The following is a 15,222-nucleotide window of genomic DNA, read 5'->3' as shown; positions in this document are numbered from 1 at the left end:
TTAGTCAGTAGAAGGAATGGGTATCAAACCACTAGAGCGAGAAAGTAGAAAAAATTGTCTAAAAAAAAACGTTAATTTTTTTTCAAAATCTTTGCTTTTTATATTGACGAAAATTTATCGATGTCATATAATGATGGTACGAAGTGAAAGGGTTTGCAAGAAGCAAACCGAGAGAATTTTTTTAGAAAAAAGGAGGCTTTATGAAAAAAGTAATTATTGCAAGTGCAGCGAGAACACCTGTTGGTTCTTATGGTGGTATGTTCAAAAATGTTAGTGCGGTAGAACTAGGAGTTGCTGCTGCAAAAGGTGCAATTGAAAGAGCTGGTATTAAAGCCGAAGATATAGATGAAGTTATCATTGGTAATGTATTGCAAGCTGGTTTGGGCCAAAACGTGGCTCGTCAAATTGGCGTTCATGCAGGTATTCCTCTGACAACTCCAGCCATGACAATTAATAAAGTTTGTGGTTCTGGTCTTCGTGCGATTTCTTTGGCAGCTCAAATGATCAAAGCAGGCGATGTAGATGTTGTTTTAGCAGGTGGTGCTGAATCTATGAGCTCTGCTCCATTCATTTCAAAAGAAATGCGTTGGGGTGCTCGTATGGGTAATGTGTCTTTCGAAGATGAAATGATCAAAGATGGTCTTTGGGATGCTTTTAATGATTACCACATGGGTATTACTGCTGAAAATGTAGCAGAACAATTTGGAATCACTCGTGAAATGCAAGATGAATTGGCTGCAGTAAGCCAACAAAGAGCTTCTAAAGCACGTGCGGAAGGAATCTTTGCAGAAGAAATCGTTCCTGTAGAAGTAAAAGGCCGCAAAGGCGCTGTAACAGTTTGCGATACAGACGAATACATTCGTGATGGTGTAGAAGCTGCTGGTTTAGCTGGTATGAAACCTGCTTTCAAAAAAGGTGGTACTGTAACAGCTGCGAACGCTTCTGGTATCAATGATGGCGCTGCCATGGTATTGGTTATGAGCGAAGAAAAAGCAAAAGAATTGGGCGTTACTCCATTGGCAACAATCGTATCTTACGCTTCTGCCGGTGTAGATCCAACAATCATGGGAACAGGTCCTATTCCTTCTTCTTTGAAAGCTTTAGAAAAAGCTAATTTGAAAGTAGAAGATATCGATTTAATCGAAGCAAACGAAGCTTTTGCTGCTCAAGCTGGTGCTGTAGCAAAAGAATTGAACTTAGATATGGATAAAGTAAATGTAAACGGTGGTGCGATTGCAATTGGTCACCCAATTGGTGCATCAGGAACTCGTATCTTCACTACTCTTGTATACGAAATGGCTAGAAGAGATGCGAAAAAAGGTCTTGCTACATTATGTATCGGTGGGGGACAAGGTACTGCTTTAATCATTGAAAGAGACTAATTGTACGAATTCCCACATCCTTTGGAGGTTATGATGGATTTTGTAAATATTTTGTTAGAGAAGAAAGACGATGGAATTGCCATTGTTACCATCAATCGTGAAAAAGCATTAAATGCTTTGAACAGCGATGTATTGGACGAATTGGCAGTGGCATTTGATGAATTGGATAAAGATGACAGCGTAAAATGTGTTATTTTAACGGGGGCTGGTCGCTCTTTTGTGGCTGGTGCTGATATTTCAGAAATGGCACCTTTGGAAGCTGCCCAAGGCTACAAATTCGGGAAAAAGGGCATGGATACTTTCATGAAAGTGGAAAAATGTTCCAAACCTGTAATTGCTGCCGTAAATGGTTTTGCCCTAGGAGGAGGATGTGAGTTGTCCTTATCCTGTGACATTCGACTTGCTTCAAGTAAGGCGAAATTTGGTCAACCAGAAACGGGTTTAGGAATTACTCCAGGATTTGGTGGTACACAAAGATTGATTCGTACAGTTGGATCCGGTATGGCAAAGGAAATGATTTATACAGCAGGAATTATTGGAGCAGAGGAAGCTCTAAGAATTGGCTTGGTAAATCATATTTACGAACCAGATCAACTGATGGATGAAGCTATAAAATTGGCTACTACTATTGCTAAGAATTCCGCTTCTGCTGTTCAATATTCTAAGTCTGCTATTAACAATGGCGTACAAACAGATATTGAAACAGCCATGGAAATTGAGCGTTCAGCCTTCGGTTTATGTTTTGCAACAGAAGACCAAAAAGAAGGAATGAAAGCTTTCTTAGAAAAACGTAGCCCAGAGTTTAAGTAACACTTTTTAGTTATAGTATGGAGGTACTAGAATGAATACAGTAGGTATTTTAGGTAGAGGTACAATGGCGGGCGGAATCGCTCAAATTTGCGCACAAAAAGACATGAACGTATTTATGTGGGTAAGAAATATTGACCCAGAAAATCCAAGAGCTAGTGTTAAATCTGTAGAAAAATCTTTGTCTCGTCTTGTAAAAAAAGAAAAGATGACACAAGATGAAATGGATGGAATTTTAGGAAGAATTACCATTACTACAGAACATGCTGACTTAAAAGATTGTGATCTAATCATCGAAGCCATCGCAGAAGATATGGAAGTGAAAAAAGAACATTTTGGTAAATTGGAAGAAATCTGTAAACCAGAAACTATTTTCGCTACAAATACTTCTTCTCTTTCTATTACAGAAATCGCAAGCTGTACAAAAAGACCAGATCGCGTAATCGGTATGCATTTCTTCAATCCAGTTCCAGCGATGAAATTGGTAGAAGTAATCAAAGGAATTGCAACTTCTGATGAAACAAAAGATGCTATCTTTGCATTGTCTGAAAAATTAGGCAAAACTCCAGTTGAAGTAGAAGAAGCTCCAGGTTTCGTAGTAAACCGTGTATTGCTTCCAATGATCAACGAAGGAATTGGAATCTATGCAGACGGCGTAGCTTCTGTTGAAGATATTGATACAGCTATGAAATTAGGTGCGAACCATCCAATGGGACCATTGGAATTGGGCGACTTAATCGGTTTGGATGTTTGCTTAGCCATTATGGAAGTACTTTATAACGAGTACGGCGACAGCAAATATCGTCCACATAACTTACTACGTAAAATGGTACGTGGCGGATTGCTTGGTAGAAAATCTGGTAAAGGTTTCTACGATTACAGCAAATAAAAGAAAAGAAAAAGCTCCCCAAGAGGGAGCTTTTTTTGTTGCGCTTAGATTATAAATTTAAGACATAAAAAAGCGAAGCCAAAAGCCTCGCCTTTTTTATAGGAAGCTAGCCCAAAGGAAGAATCCTAAGGAAATAATAATTCCTACATACAATAGAACAATAACGCAGTATCCCATAATGTCTTTTGCACTTAATTTTGCAATACCTAAAGCAGGAAGAGCCCAGAATGGTTGCAACATATTGGTCCAAGCATCTCCCCAAGCAACGGCCATAGTTGTAATGGCAGGGTCAAGTCCCATTTTTACAGCAGCTGGCATAGCGATAGGTCCTTGAACGGCCCATTGGCCACCACCAGATGGTACAAAAACATTGATAAGGCCTGCACTCCAGAAAGTAAACATATTAAATGTTTTTGGAGTGGAGAAGCTTAGGAATAACTCCGTAATATTGGAAGCAAGACTTACCCCTTCCGCATTGGCTCCTGTCATAAGTCCCATAATTCCAGCATAGAATGGGAATTGCAATAAAATTCCTCCCGCTCCTTTTACGGCTTCATTAATGGCACGAACGTAGCGGATAGGCGTTCTATGGAAGGCAACACCTAGGACTAAGAAAATTAGATTTACAATGTCCAAATTCAAATCGAATCCGTTGTTGACAAAATGTAGAACTAAGAAAGCGCCCCCTAATACAACAACCAATAGGGATAAAATGCTATTGTTTTCCAATTTGTCAGCTGGAGTCATAGCATCTTTATGTATTTCTATTTCTTCCTCTTCTTCTACCAAAAGGGCTGGATCCACAACAATTACTTTGTCCGCGTCAGGTTGCATAGCTCGGTTAATGAAAGGAAGGGTTAAAATAATAAGCCAACTCATAATTAAGTTTGGCAAAGAGAATAATGTACGAGAAACGGGAATGGTATCATTTACTGCTCCTAAAGTTACTTTTGATACCTCTGCAGCATCAGAAGCAATGGTCAATGGTACAGATCCAGAAATCCCAGCGTGCCATACAACGAATCCGGAGTAAGCAGCGGCAATCAATAGGCGGTAGTCTACATTTGGCACTCGTTTTGCAAGCTCTTTAGCCAATAGAGCACCAACAATCAATCCGAATCCCCAGTTGAACCAGCAGGCGATCGCTGAAACAAAAGAAACAAGCATAATAGCTTGGGTTGGTGTATTGGCAATACTAGCAATACGAATCAATAATTTTTTTACAGGTTTTGAACTTGCCAAAGCGTTTCCTAATACCAATACCAAAGCCATTTGCATGGTAAATCCTAACAAGGACCAGAAACCGTTTCCCCAATGTTGAACAAGGGCTAGAGGCGTTTGGCCTGTACTAATCATACTAAGTACAAAAGTAAGGATTGTAAGCAAAATGGCGAAGATATATGCATCAGGCAAATATTTTTGCACGAGAGAAACGCAAGCGGCGGTAAATCTCTTAAACATATATAACCTCCATCAATATATAAATACAACGTACAAAGCAACTCTAACATATAAGAAAAAAAAAAGATATAGAGGGGATAAAATTTTGTAAAATAAACAATATACTTGTGAATACCATGAATGACTATTAAAACACTAAGGAAATAAAAAAGAGAATAAAAAAGAGACCCTATTTACAGAGTCTCTTTCCTTATAAGAATTTCTTCTTAGAATTCGTCAATGTGTAATTTTTCGTCAATTTCAAAAGGTTTACGTTTTTTTGTACGTTCGTCTTTTTTTCCAAATGGAATCAACGCCAATACCCCATAATTGTCAGGAATATTAAAGATTTCTCTTAAAATTTCTTCGGAATCTTTTCCTTCAGCGTTGGTTTGTTCCCGAATGTTAATCCAAGTAGAACTAAATCCTTCTTCCTCCAATAGCAATCCAAGGTAAGCAGCAGCAATAGATGCTTCTTCTACCCAAGTCGTATCGATGGCCATATCTCCTAAAACGGCAATAATTTGAGGAGCTTCCCCTAAGAATTTTGTTCCAAAACGTTTCAATTCTGCCAAAGCTTTTTTCTTTTCTGGATCTTCAATCAACAAAAATTCAACAGGATGAGCATTGGCTTTACTAGGTCCCATGGAAGCGTACATTAAAAGTTCTTTTAATGTTTCCAAATCCATTTTTTCGTCTGTGTACTTGCGAGTTGCTCTACGTTCAATAATTCTTTCTTTTAAGTCCATTCTATCCTCCTAAAATTATAAGATAAATTCTTCTCCATCTCCCTTAATGGAGTGGATGTTGCTATTTGAAAACTCCTTTTGAAACCGTTTTGCAAAAGTTTCAGATAAGGCGAAGTCTTCCCAAAGGTGTAAAGGAAAAAAGTGCTTGGGGGTAAGAGTTTTTAAGAAATATTGTCCGGTTAAATGGTAATAATCCCCCATTCTAGGGTCCACAACGGCCATTAATACATCAATAGGGGCAAAATCCTTTGCTTTGTCCACCTCTCCCATAAATTCATGGGCCATATTTTTAATGTCTTCTGCCATATATCTTGGCCAAAGCCAAAAATTCAAATCTCCACTATGATATAAATTTTTTCCTTCTGCTTCTACTAACACGCTAATGCCTTCATCGGTAGAGCCATAGGCGTGGAATTTTATATCGTCAATGGATTTTTCTTCATCGGGAGAAATCCACGTAATATCTGCCTCTTTGGATCCACTTTCCACATGGGTGGAAATTAAATACTTGGCTCGATTTTTGTATTGGAATATATTTGGATGGAAATGATCTCCATGTCCATGGGTAACAACAAAAATTAAATCTTTATCTTTTGGAAGTAAGAGTTCTCCTTCCGTATAGTCGAATACAATAATTGTTTTTTCCAGTTCAATGGTATAGCAGCTATGATGTATAAATTTTACTTTCATGGGCACCCTCCTTCTAGGAAGTTTATACCCAATCCATAATAAATTCATCATTCATTCACATTTATTCATAAGAAATTCAAGTATTAGGGGTATTCTATAACTACGATAAATTTGTTAGGAAAGGAGAATATTTTATGGACGATAAATTTGTAAATCATAACGAAAACGACGATACATTAAAACAGGATGGAGAAAAAATAAACGAAGCCATCCCCTTGGGGTCAGATGAATATTCTTTGAAAGAGGAAAAACAAGAAGAGGAAAGAAGGGTTCACGAAGAAAAAGATCCTTTTGAAAAAAATAAAGAAGAAATGTTTCATCCACCAGTTTCAAAGAGAAAAAAGAAGAGAGGGAAGAGTTTCGTTCTATGGGCTCTGATTTTTTCTCTATTGGGAGGCGCTATTGGAGGAGGCGTTTCTTGGATGGCTTTTTCCAAAACGATGCCCAATGAAGCCCCACAAAATATTACCATTGACGCAAAAGACACTGTATCCAATGTAGAAGCTGTTGCCCAAAAAGCAACCCCTTCAGTTGTGGGAATTACAGCAAAAGCAACACAAATGACTGCCTTTGGTCCCATGGCTGTAGAAGGTTCTGGCTCTGGATTTATTATTTCAGAAGATGGATACATTGTTTCCAATGCCCATGTGGTAGGAAAAACAGGAGATACCGTTCATGTTTTGTTAAATAATGGAACAGAGGCGGAAGGAAAAGTTGTCTGGGCTGATAGCACCTTGGATATTGGTTTGGTGAAAATAGACCGTACGGGGCTTCCAACAATGGAAATCGGAAGTAGTGAAGATTTGAAAATCGGTGAATTAGCCGTTGCCATTGGAAATCCTTTGGGCTTAGATTTTCAACGTACAGTAACTTCTGGTGTCATTTCAGGATTAAACCGTAACATTGGAGAAGTGGAAGGAAATTATATGGATGGCTTAATCCAAACGGATGCATCCATCAATAGTGGAAACAGCGGCGGTCCTTTGCTAAATAAAGAAGGAAAAGTCATTGGAATCAATACGGTAAAAATCAACACGGCAGAAGGATTGGGATTCTCCCTACCAATTGATAGCGTAATGCCAATTATTGAACAAGTTATGAAAACAGGTTCTTATGAAGCGGTTTCTATGGGAATTAGCGGCGTTAGCGTTTCTGCTGTAGAAAAGCAATATCGCATGGATCTAAAAACAAATGGAAAAGGTGTTGTAGTAGCGGGAGTAGAGGAAAATAGTCCGGCAGCCAATGCGGGTCTTCAAACCAACGATATCATTATGAAACTAGGAGACCGAGATCTTACGAGTATGGGGGAATTGCGAAGAGATTTGTACAATTACAAACCAGGAGATAAAGTGAAACTTACCATTTCTCGAAATGGGGAAGAAAAAGTTTTGGAATTGGAATTTTCAGATTACAAAGTTCCCAAACAAGAACAAGGGATGAATTCTTTGGTTCCTTTCCAAGGAGAAGATTCTCAAAGGGAACAATAAAAACAGACAAAGGTCAGCAAAAGCTGGCCTTTTCTATTTCCCCTTTTGGTTAGATTTCGATATAATAAAGGGATAGGAGGAAGTATGAAACTAAAAAATATTGAAGAAACAAGAAAAGTGGGCGAGTTTTTAGGAACGATAGTAAAACCTTACGATTGCATTGCTTTAATTGGTGATTTGGGAAGTGGAAAAACCACCTTTACCCAAGCCATGGCAAAGGGAATGGGAATTGATGAGGTGGTTTCTAGTGCTACTTTTACTTTGATTAATATATATGAGGGAGAGATTCCCCTTTATCACTTTGACGCCTATCGCTTGGAAACCCCCGAGGCTTTTTACGAAATTGGGGGCGAAGAATACATTGATGCTCCTGGCGTTTCCGTTATTGAATGGGCGGATTTGGTAATGGATGCTCTGCCCGAAGATCTTTTGATTTTGGAATGGAGTCGAGATAGCCAGGAGGAACGTAGCCTTACCATAGAAGGAACTGGCTCTCGTAGCAAAGAATTGGAAAAGGAGTTGAAGGAATTTGAAAACCATCGCCTTTGATACATCCACAATGACCGTTGCAGTTGGAGTTTTGGAAGAGGACGTTTTGTTATCGGAATTTCAATTGCAAGGACACATTCGTCATTCGGAATCCATGTTGGACATGGTAGAAGAAATGATGAAACATTTGAATCTGAAAGTAAACGAAATGGATTTGGTTGCCGTTGGAACGGGGCCAGGGTCTTTCACAGGCCTTCGTATTGCCGTAACCACAGCAAAAATTCTAGGACAAGTTTTGGGAATTCCGGTAAAAGGCGTTTCTTCTTTGGAAGCCTTAGTAGAACAATGGGACGGAGAAGGAATTGTGATTCCCGTTTTAGACGCTCGCCGCCATCGTTTGTATCGTGGAATTTATGAGAAAAAAGCAGGGACAGTAATTTGTCATAAGAAAGATGATGCCGTGGATATTTCTTCTATTATAGAAGAAGCCAAAGAATATGGAGAAGTCGTATTTATTGGAGATGGACTGGATGTGGCGCGGGAAGAGTTAAAGGAAAGTCTTCCAGAGAGTATCTTCGTATCTCCAAACAATGGAAAAATTCGTGGAACTTCGGTAGGGATTTTGGCACAGAGAAAATTCCAAGAAGAGGGAAGCGACAATCTCTACGAATTGGAACCAAACTACGTACGTCCTTCTCAAGCTATGCGAGAATATAGGAGAAAACATGGAGAAGATGCTTAAAACAAGACCGGCCACTTTGGAAGATATTGACCAAATCATGGCCATTGAAGAAGAAAGCTTCTCCAATCCCTGGTCTCGGAAAAATTTTGAATTGGAAATAAAAAATCCCTTGGCTCATTATGAAGTTTTAACCATTTCTGATATTGTTATTGGATACGCAGGAGCCTATTTACTCATTGATGAAGCCCATATTGGAAATGTAGCCATTGACCAAGAATATCGTGGCCAAGGATTTTCGAAATATTTAATGAATCACTTTCTTTTTGCTTTGTATGAAAAAGGAGCGCGGTTTGCAACCTTAGAAGTTCGGGAAGACAACTACGTTGCCATTGGGCTCTATCGTTCCTTGGGATTTGAAGTAGAAGGGGTGCGGAAAAATTATTATCAAGACGTGCATAAAGATGCACTTATATTGTGGAAAAGGTGGTGAGAGGATTGATTACCTTAGGATTTGAATCTTCTTGTGACGAAACTTCGGTTTCTATTGTAAAGGACGGAAGAGAAGTTTTATCCAACGAGATTTCTTCTCAAATTGAAATTCATCGGTTGTTTGGAGGGGTTGTACCAGAAATTGCCTCTCGAAAACACGTTAGCAGCATCAGTCCTGTTTTGGATATTGCCATGGAAAAAGCAGGAATAGGATATGAAGACATTGATTTAATTACAGCCACAAGGGGACCAGGGTTAATTGGCGCCCTATTGGTAGGATTAACAGCCGGGCGAACTTTGGCTTTGGCTCTAAACAAACCATTTGTAGGTGTAAATCACATTAAAGGACATATTTGCGCCAACTATATTACCCATCCCCAATTGGAACCGCCTTTTGTGGGGCTAATTGTTTCAGGGGGACATAGCTATTTGATCCACGTAAATGATTACGTAGATTTCACTTTGTATGGCAGAACTCGAGATGATGCCGCAGGGGAAGCCTTTGATAAAGTAGCCCGAGCCATGGGAATTGGCTATCCAGGCGGTCCCATTATTGACAAATTGGCCAAAGAAGGAGAACCTACCTACGATTTGCCACGAGTTTGGTTAGAAAAAGATAGTTACGATTTTAGTTTTTCAGGACTAAAAACAGCCGTATTAAACGAATTGAATATTGCCAAACAAAAGGGAATAGAAATCGTTCCAGAAAACATGGCCCGTTCTTTCCAAGATGCCGTAGTGGAGGTTTTGGTAGAAAAAACCTATCATTTGGCCTATGAAACGGGAGAGAAAACCATTGTTTTGGCCGGTGGCGTTAGTGCCAATTCGGCTTTGCGAAAAGCCATGGAAGAGCGAGGGGAGAAGGAAGGATTTACGATTTATTATCCCGATTCCATTTTGTGTACAGATAACGCAGCCATGATTGCCAGTGCTGGATACTATGAATATCATTCTAAAAATCGAGAAAATATAGTCTATGCGGATCCCAATTTAGGATTGGAAAAAGAATAAAAAGAAAAAACTGCGAAGAAAGAAAAATTCTTGGCAGTTTTTTTATGGGAAAAAAGCTTTTGCCAAATGGATAAAATTTTCTAACCCATCAATATCTAAAAAGAATTAAAAATATATGGTAATGATAATGATAAAGTAGGGGAAGAAAAGGGCAAAAAGTGCAATGAATGTAAAAAGACTGTAAAATCAAGGCTAAGATAGAAAATAAACAAAATAAGGTTTATCCACGGGAAAACCGTGCATAAGTCTGTGGATAATGTGGATAAGTTTGTGGAAAACGATAAATTAGGGGGATAACGGTGGATAAAACTGTGGAAAGTGTGGTTAATATTTTCCAGAAAGAAAATGAGATGAAAATAATATTTACAAATTTCTAAATGATAATCCCAATAAAAAGTGCAAGAGTGCAAAAAAATAAGCACCTTTTCCAGGTGCTTATTCTTCCATGGATTCAACCCATTTTCCATAGACTTCGTCCAATTCTTTTTGCAAATTTTCTCTCTCTCGATGAATGTTTAGGGCCGCTTCATGGTCATCATAGGTAGAAGGATTCGCCAATTGTTCATCCAATGTCTCAATGGATTCCTCCAATTCTGAAATTTTCCCTTCCAAATCTCGAAGCAGCGCCTGTTGTTTTCGTTTTTCTTTTCTCTGTTCCCGGGATTCTTTCTTTTCTCGGTCCACATCGGTGCGAGTTTTTATCATTTCCTCTTTTTCTGGCTCCTTTAATTCTTCCAGTTTTTGAAGATAATAATCGTAGTTCCCCTCTACCAAAAGAATTCCCTCTGGGCCTAGAGCAATGATTTTAGTGGCTACGTTGTTGAGAAAACATCGGTCATGACTGATGGTTAAAATCGTGCCCGTATATTTATTCAAAGCCTCTTCCAAAATTTCTTTGCTATCAATATCCAAATGGTTGGTCGGTTCGTCTAGTAGCAAGAAATTTCCTTGACTTAACATAAGCTCTAACAAACTCAAACGACCCTTTTCGCCACCGGATAAATCTCCCACTTGTTTTAGCAAATCGTCTCCCGTGAACAAAAACTGCGCCAAATAGGTTCGGATTTGGTAATGATCCAATTGAGGATATTTGTCCCAAATTTCTTCCATAACGGTTTTGCTATCGTCTAAGTTGATCATCTCTTGATCAAAATAGGCCATTTCTACCCCCGTACCAAGATGAAATTCTCCCCGTGTGGCTTGAGCCTCCCCCCGTAGAATTCGAAGAAGAGTCGTTTTTCCTACGCCATTTGGACCAATTAATCCCACTCTCTCCCCTTTATAAATAGGAAAAGAAATATCCGTAAAAAGAGGTTTGTCAGGAAATTCCTTCGTAAGATTTTCTACTAATAATACATCTTTTCCACTAGGTTTCCTCGGTTCAAAATAGATTTTCGCTGATTGGGTATGCTCCACATCTTCGATTCTTTCGATTTTATCCAACATTTTTTGGCGGCTGCGAGCCGCTTTTAAGGAACGTTCTCGATTCCAAGACGTGTAGCGTTTGATGATCTCCTCTTGACGCTTGATTTCCTTTTGTTGGTTGGCATAGGCTCGGGCCCGCTCTTCCAAATCTCGTTTTCTCTTAACAACATAGGTGCTATAATCCCCATTGTAGGAATAGAGTTTTTTGTTTTCCAAAAGTAAAATACGATTGACAATACGATCTAAGAAATACCGGTCATGGCTGATTAAAAGTAGTGCTCCCTTAAAATCCACTAAGAATTTTTCCAACCAAGTAATGGCATCAATATCCAAATGGTTGGTGGGCTCGTCCAACAATAGCAAGTCCGGTTTTCTTAAAAGGAGTTTTGCCAAGGCCAATCGAGATTTTTGTCCACCAGAAAGGGTAGAGGCTTTTTGAGAGAATTCAGATTCCTTAAATCCCAATCCAATCAAGGTTCCTCGAACGGCAGATTCTCGACCGTATCCCCCCTTTTCTTCGAAATATTCCATTTTTCGGGAATAACGATTCATGTGAATTTCCAATTCATCCCCTTGTAAATGGCTCATTTCTTCTTCCATATTTCGAAGTTGTTTTTCCAGTTCTATTAAATCTCGAAAATTTTCCATACAGGAATCATAGACCGTCGCCTCATCTTCAACGGTTGCGTGTTGGGAAAGATAGCCGATTTCCAAATCTTTTTGATATCGGACTTCGCCAGAATCTTTTCCAATAATATCGGCTAAGATTTCCATAAGAGTCGTTTTTCCCGTTCCGTTGTTTCCAATTAGGCCAACTTTTTCTCCTGCTTCTATACGAAAGGACAGATCCTCAAAAATAGGATCTGCTACATAGGTTTTTGATAAATTTGATACAGTTACAAATGCCACGTTCTGCCTCCTTCCTTTCAATATATCAGATTTGAAAAAAAATGAAAAGTATTGACAAAACTCTTCGTAATCCCTTTTCAATTGTAGGGAAATCGAGTATACTAAATACATAGGTAAAAATTTAACTAACAAGGCATTTATATTTCATTATAGATTTGGGAGGTTGCAACATTATGGAAAAAAACAAAAACAAAGTCTCGGAAACGGTTATCCGTCGCTTACCAAAATATCATCGCTATTTAACGGAGCTATTAGAAAATGGAGAAGATAGAGTTTCTTCCCAAGAACTAAGCAACCTTACAGGATTTACTGCATCACAAATTCGTCAAGATTTTAACAACTTTGGAGGATTTGGACAACAGGGCTACGGATACAAAGTTACTTTATTACGAGAAGAAATCGAAAAGATTTTAGGGATTTCAATGGTATACAAGTCCATTGTTGTAGGGGCTGGACGCTTGGGATCTGTAATTAGCTGTTATAAAGGATTTGAAGAAAGCGGATTCGATATTGTGGCTTTATTCGACAGAGATAAAAACATTGTCGGCAAAGAAGTTGGCCATGGAATCGTCCTTGATATTGAGGATATGGAAGACTATTTAAGTGCTCATCCAGAAATCAAAGTAGCGATTATTACCTTGCCAAAAGAAGGCGCACAAACCGTTGTAGATCGTTTGGTGGCAGCAGGAATTAAAGGAATTTGGAATTTTGCCCCAACGGATATATCCGCTCCAGAAGATGTAATTGTAGAAAGTGTGCGTTTGAATGATAGCTTATTGACTTTGAGTTATTATTTAACCGAAGCGAATCGTTAACCACCGTACCATAACGGTGGTTTCTTATTATCTAAATATAGGAGAAAATAATGAAAAAGCCGCCTTTTTTGGATTTAGAACTCTGTCTTCGTTCGGGGCAATATTTTCACTGGAAATCCTTGGATACGGGATGGGGACTGGTAAATGGAGAGGATTTTTGGTTTATTGAAGAAAGAGGAAATCAGTGGAAAATTCATGGAGAAGAAAAAACGCTAAAGGAATTTTTTCAATGGAACCGAGATTATCAACAGATTTTTTCTAAATTGGAAGAGGAAGAAGAACTTCGTCCTCTATTAAAAAACAGTGAGGGTCTTCGAATTTTACGACAAAATCCCTGGGATGCGACCTTGGCTTTTTTGCTGTCTACCAACAACAATATGAAGCGAATCCAAAATTCCATCTATCGTTTGGGAGAGCAGTATGGAGAAAAATTGGAAACGGTCCAAGGAGAAACGTTTTATTCTTTGCCAAAACCAGAAAGAGTAAAAGAAATTTCTCCTGAAGAATTGCGGAAAACCATTGGTGCAGGCTATCGAGATAAGTATTTGGTAAGAAGCGCAGAACAAATTGCAAAGGGGGAAGTGGATTTTTATAGAATCCATTCCATGGAATATCCCCGCGCTTTAGAAGAAATACAAAAATTATTTGGTGTAGGGAAAAAAGCCGCCGATTGTATTTTGCTTTTTGGCTTTGGAAAGGAAGACAGCTTTCCTGTAGATGTTTGGATGGAACGAGCCGTGGAGGAATTATACGGTTCTTTTCCCAATCGAGAATCTATGGCACAATTTGGACAGAATAAATTTCAAGAGAATGCAGGCCTTGTGCAACAAATTCTCTTTCAAAACAAGACATTTTTGAGGTGAAAAAATGATAGGGATCATAATAAATTCTATATTAATTGTTGTAGGCGGCGTCTTAGGTCTATTGGTAGGGAATCGAATCAGCGATAAAGTCCAAAGTTTTATGATGTCGGCTTTGGGCCTTTGCATTATATTTTTAGGAATTCAAATGGCATTAGAAGTTCGACAAGTTCCCGTTGTGCTCTGTGCCGTTACGGCAGGAGCAGCCATTGGACAGGCTTTAGAAATCGATGAAAAATTGGTCGCATGGGGAAATCGGATTGACGCAAAATTTGCCAAAGGAGATGGGCCAAAACCAATGGCAGCCTTTATTGCTACTTCCTTGGTGTATTGCATTGGATCCATGGCAATCTTAGGTCCGTTGCAAGCGGGACTTACAGGAAATATTGATACCTTGTTGGTAAAGGGAATTTTAGACGGCGTTTCTGCTGTGATTTTTGCCACAACACTAGGCGTAGGGGTTTTATTAAGTAGTATCTCTGTATTTGGCGTACAAACTCTTATTTTTCTATTTGCCAAAATATTGGCGCCCTTTTTAACCGATGCCGTAATGCAAGATTTAACTTCAGCAGGAGGAATTATTGTAATGGGCATAGGAATCAAAATGTTTTTCGATAAAAAAGATTTGCCAGTAGCCAACTTTTTGCCAGCGATCCCCATTCCTGTCATTGTTTATGGCGTAGCCTCTTTATTGGGATTTTCTTTATAAAAAGCTTTACAATTTTTCAAAAAAAGGGTATTATTAAGAACAGAGGGATTAGCACTCAATAAGAAAGAGTGCTAACAAAAAAGTAAAAGGAGGACACAAAATGAATATTAGACCTTTAGGGGAACGTGTTGTAATAAAAAAAGTAGAAAAAGAAAACGTAACGGCTAGCGGAATTGTTTTGCCAGATACAGCAAAGGAAGAAAGCAATTTGGCGGAAGTCGTTGCCATTAGCGAAGAATTATTAAATCATAAAGAAATAAAAGTAGATTTGAAAGTAAAAGACAAAGTAATTTATAGTAAATACGCTGGTAGTGAAGTGGAAATGGATGGAGAAAAAGTCATCGTAATTAAATACCAAGATCTATTGGCAGTAATTGGATAATAGGAGG

16 protein-coding genes are annotated in these 15,222 nt (G+C 38.7%); 12 read left to right on the top strand and 4 right to left on the bottom strand.

Annotated features, from left to right (window positions below):
• The first annotated feature begins 200 nt into the window (after positions 1–200).
• The 3 genes from LQU94_RS05815 to LQU94_RS05805 are packed head-to-tail and all read left to right on the top strand — an operon-like array spanning position 201 to position 3,078.
• Positions 201–1,382, top strand: coding sequence for an acetyl-CoA C-acetyltransferase (locus tag LQU94_RS05815; protein ID WP_230696758.1), 1,182 nt, complete (start codon positions 201–203; stop codon positions 1,380–1,382).
• 33 nt (positions 1,383–1,415) lie between these two features.
• Positions 1,416–2,192, top strand: a complete 777-nt coding sequence (locus tag LQU94_RS05810) for an enoyl-CoA hydratase-related protein (protein ID WP_230696757.1) — start codon at positions 1,416–1,418, stop codon at positions 2,190–2,192.
• 31 nt (positions 2,193–2,223) lie between these two features.
• Positions 2,224–3,078: a 3-hydroxybutyryl-CoA dehydrogenase gene (locus LQU94_RS05805; RefSeq protein WP_230696756.1), complete on the top strand. Its 855-nt coding sequence runs from the start codon at positions 2,224–2,226 to the stop codon at positions 3,076–3,078.
• 96 nt (positions 3,079–3,174) lie between these two features.
• Here LQU94_RS05805 and LQU94_RS05800 read toward each other — a convergent pair whose 3' ends face one another.
• The 3 genes from LQU94_RS05800 to LQU94_RS05790 form a co-directional block, all read right to left on the bottom strand.
• Positions 3,175–4,539 carry a short-chain fatty acid transporter gene (locus LQU94_RS05800; RefSeq protein WP_230696755.1) on the bottom strand — a complete coding sequence of 455 codons (1,365 nt, stop codon included), beginning with the start codon at positions 4,537–4,539 and terminating at the stop codon, positions 3,175–3,177.
• Positions 4,540–4,745: 206 nt separating this feature from the next.
• The gene (locus LQU94_RS05795) at positions 4,746–5,267 is read right to left on the bottom strand and encodes a nitroreductase family protein (protein ID WP_230696754.1); all 522 of its coding nucleotides are present in this window, start codon (positions 5,265–5,267) and stop codon (positions 4,746–4,748) included.
• A 15-nt stretch (positions 5,268–5,282) separates the two neighbouring features.
• Positions 5,283–5,957 (bottom strand): MBL fold metallo-hydrolase, encoded by a 675-nt coding sequence (locus tag LQU94_RS05790; protein WP_230696753.1) that lies wholly within the window; start codon positions 5,955–5,957, stop codon positions 5,283–5,285.
• A gap of 134 nt (positions 5,958–6,091) precedes the next feature.
• Here LQU94_RS05790 and LQU94_RS05785 point away from each other — a divergent pair, with 134 nt between their 5' ends.
• The 5 genes from LQU94_RS05785 (at position 6,092) to tsaD (ending at position 10,115) form a co-directional block, all read left to right on the top strand.
• Positions 6,092–7,444: a S1C family serine protease gene (locus LQU94_RS05785; protein ID WP_230696752.1), complete on the top strand. Its 1,353-nt coding sequence runs from the start codon at positions 6,092–6,094 to the stop codon at positions 7,442–7,444.
• An 84-nt stretch (positions 7,445–7,528) separates the two neighbouring features.
• The gene (gene tsaE / locus LQU94_RS05780; RefSeq protein WP_230696751.1) at positions 7,529–7,993 is read left to right on the top strand and encodes a tRNA (adenosine(37)-N6)-threonylcarbamoyltransferase complex ATPase subunit type 1 TsaE; all 465 of its coding nucleotides are present in this window, start codon (positions 7,529–7,531) and stop codon (positions 7,991–7,993) included.
• Complete coding sequence (gene tsaB / locus LQU94_RS05775) at positions 7,974–8,675, top strand: tRNA (adenosine(37)-N6)-threonylcarbamoyltransferase complex dimerization subunit type 1 TsaB (RefSeq protein WP_230696750.1); 702 nt, start codon at positions 7,974–7,976, stop codon at positions 8,673–8,675. Before tsaE ends, tsaB begins: the two co-directional genes overlap by 20 nt.
• Positions 8,659–9,105 (top strand): ribosomal protein S18-alanine N-acetyltransferase, encoded by a 447-nt coding sequence (gene rimI / locus LQU94_RS05770; protein WP_230696749.1) that lies wholly within the window; start codon positions 8,659–8,661, stop codon positions 9,103–9,105. Before tsaB ends, rimI begins: the two co-directional genes overlap by 17 nt.
• A 5-nt stretch (positions 9,106–9,110) precedes the next feature.
• Positions 9,111–10,115: a tRNA (adenosine(37)-N6)-threonylcarbamoyltransferase complex transferase subunit TsaD gene (gene tsaD / locus LQU94_RS05765; RefSeq protein WP_230696748.1), complete on the top strand. Its 1,005-nt coding sequence runs from the start codon at positions 9,111–9,113 to the stop codon at positions 10,113–10,115.
• A gap of 435 nt (positions 10,116–10,550) precedes the next feature.
• Here the strand turns inward: tsaD and LQU94_RS05760 are convergent, their stop codons facing one another.
• On the bottom strand, positions 10,551–12,449 hold the full coding sequence (locus LQU94_RS05760; protein ID WP_230696747.1) for an ABC-F family ATP-binding cassette domain-containing protein: 1,899 nt from the start codon (positions 12,447–12,449) through the stop codon (positions 10,551–10,553).
• 173 nt (positions 12,450–12,622) lie between these two features.
• On the opposite strand from LQU94_RS05760, the gene LQU94_RS05755 reads away from it, so the two are divergent.
• From LQU94_RS05755 to LQU94_RS05740, 4 genes are all read left to right on the top strand, one after another.
• Positions 12,623–13,264, top strand: a complete 642-nt coding sequence (locus LQU94_RS05755; RefSeq protein ID WP_230696746.1) for a redox-sensing transcriptional repressor Rex — start codon at positions 12,623–12,625, stop codon at positions 13,262–13,264.
• A gap of 50 nt (positions 13,265–13,314) precedes the next feature.
• Complete coding sequence (locus LQU94_RS05750; protein WP_230696745.1) at positions 13,315–14,127, top strand: DNA-3-methyladenine glycosylase; 813 nt, start codon at positions 13,315–13,317, stop codon at positions 14,125–14,127.
• 4 nt (positions 14,128–14,131) lie between these two features.
• A complete protein-coding gene (locus LQU94_RS05745; RefSeq protein ID WP_230696744.1) occupies positions 14,132–14,833 on the top strand; it encodes a DUF554 domain-containing protein in 702 nt (233 codons plus the stop codon).
• A gap of 100 nt (positions 14,834–14,933) precedes the next feature.
• Complete coding sequence (locus tag LQU94_RS05740) at positions 14,934–15,215, top strand: co-chaperone GroES (RefSeq protein ID WP_230696743.1); 282 nt, start codon at positions 14,934–14,936, stop codon at positions 15,213–15,215.
• Positions 15,216–15,222: the final 7 nt, after the last annotated feature.

It is taken from the genome of Peptoniphilus sp. KCTC 25270 (genome assembly GCF_021012875.1).
Classification (GTDB): domain Bacteria; phylum Bacillota; class Clostridia; order Tissierellales; family Peptoniphilaceae; genus JAJMZJ01.
Note: the sequence above shows the minus strand (reverse complement) of the source record. Positions and strands in the feature narration are given on the sequence as shown.

Excerpts from the sequence above, each read along its gene's own strand:
- LQU94_RS05795 (WP_230696754.1), bottom strand. The coding sequence starts at position 5,267 with ATGGACTTAAAAGAAAGAATTATTGAACGTAGAGCAACTCGCAAGTAC.
- LQU94_RS05755 (WP_230696746.1), top strand. The coding sequence starts at position 12,623 with ATGGAAAAAAACAAAAACAAAGTCTCGGAAACGGTTATCCGTCGCTTA.
- LQU94_RS05750 (WP_230696745.1), top strand. The coding sequence starts at position 13,315 with ATGAAAAAGCCGCCTTTTTTGGATTTAGAACTCTGTCTTCGTTCGGGG.
- LQU94_RS05790 (WP_230696753.1), bottom strand. The coding sequence starts at position 5,957 with ATGAAAGTAAAATTTATACATCATAGCTGCTATACCATTGAACTGGAA.
- LQU94_RS05785 (WP_230696752.1), top strand. The coding sequence starts at position 6,092 with ATGGACGATAAATTTGTAAATCATAACGAAAACGACGATACATTAAAA.
- LQU94_RS05805 (WP_230696756.1), top strand. The coding sequence starts at position 2,224 with ATGAATACAGTAGGTATTTTAGGTAGAGGTACAATGGCGGGCGGAATC.
- LQU94_RS05815 (WP_230696758.1), top strand. The coding sequence starts at position 201 with ATGAAAAAAGTAATTATTGCAAGTGCAGCGAGAACACCTGTTGGTTCT.
- LQU94_RS05745 (WP_230696744.1), top strand. The coding sequence starts at position 14,132 with ATGATAGGGATCATAATAAATTCTATATTAATTGTTGTAGGCGGCGTC.
- LQU94_RS05800 (WP_230696755.1), bottom strand. The coding sequence starts at position 4,539 with ATGTTTAAGAGATTTACCGCCGCTTGCGTTTCTCTCGTGCAAAAATAT.
- LQU94_RS05810 (WP_230696757.1), top strand. The coding sequence starts at position 1,416 with ATGGATTTTGTAAATATTTTGTTAGAGAAGAAAGACGATGGAATTGCC.
- LQU94_RS05740 (WP_230696743.1), top strand. The coding sequence starts at position 14,934 with ATGAATATTAGACCTTTAGGGGAACGTGTTGTAATAAAAAAAGTAGAA.
- tsaE (WP_230696751.1), top strand. The coding sequence starts at position 7,529 with ATGAAACTAAAAAATATTGAAGAAACAAGAAAAGTGGGCGAGTTTTTA.
- rimI (WP_230696749.1), top strand. The coding sequence starts at position 8,659 with ATGGAGAAGATGCTTAAAACAAGACCGGCCACTTTGGAAGATATTGAC.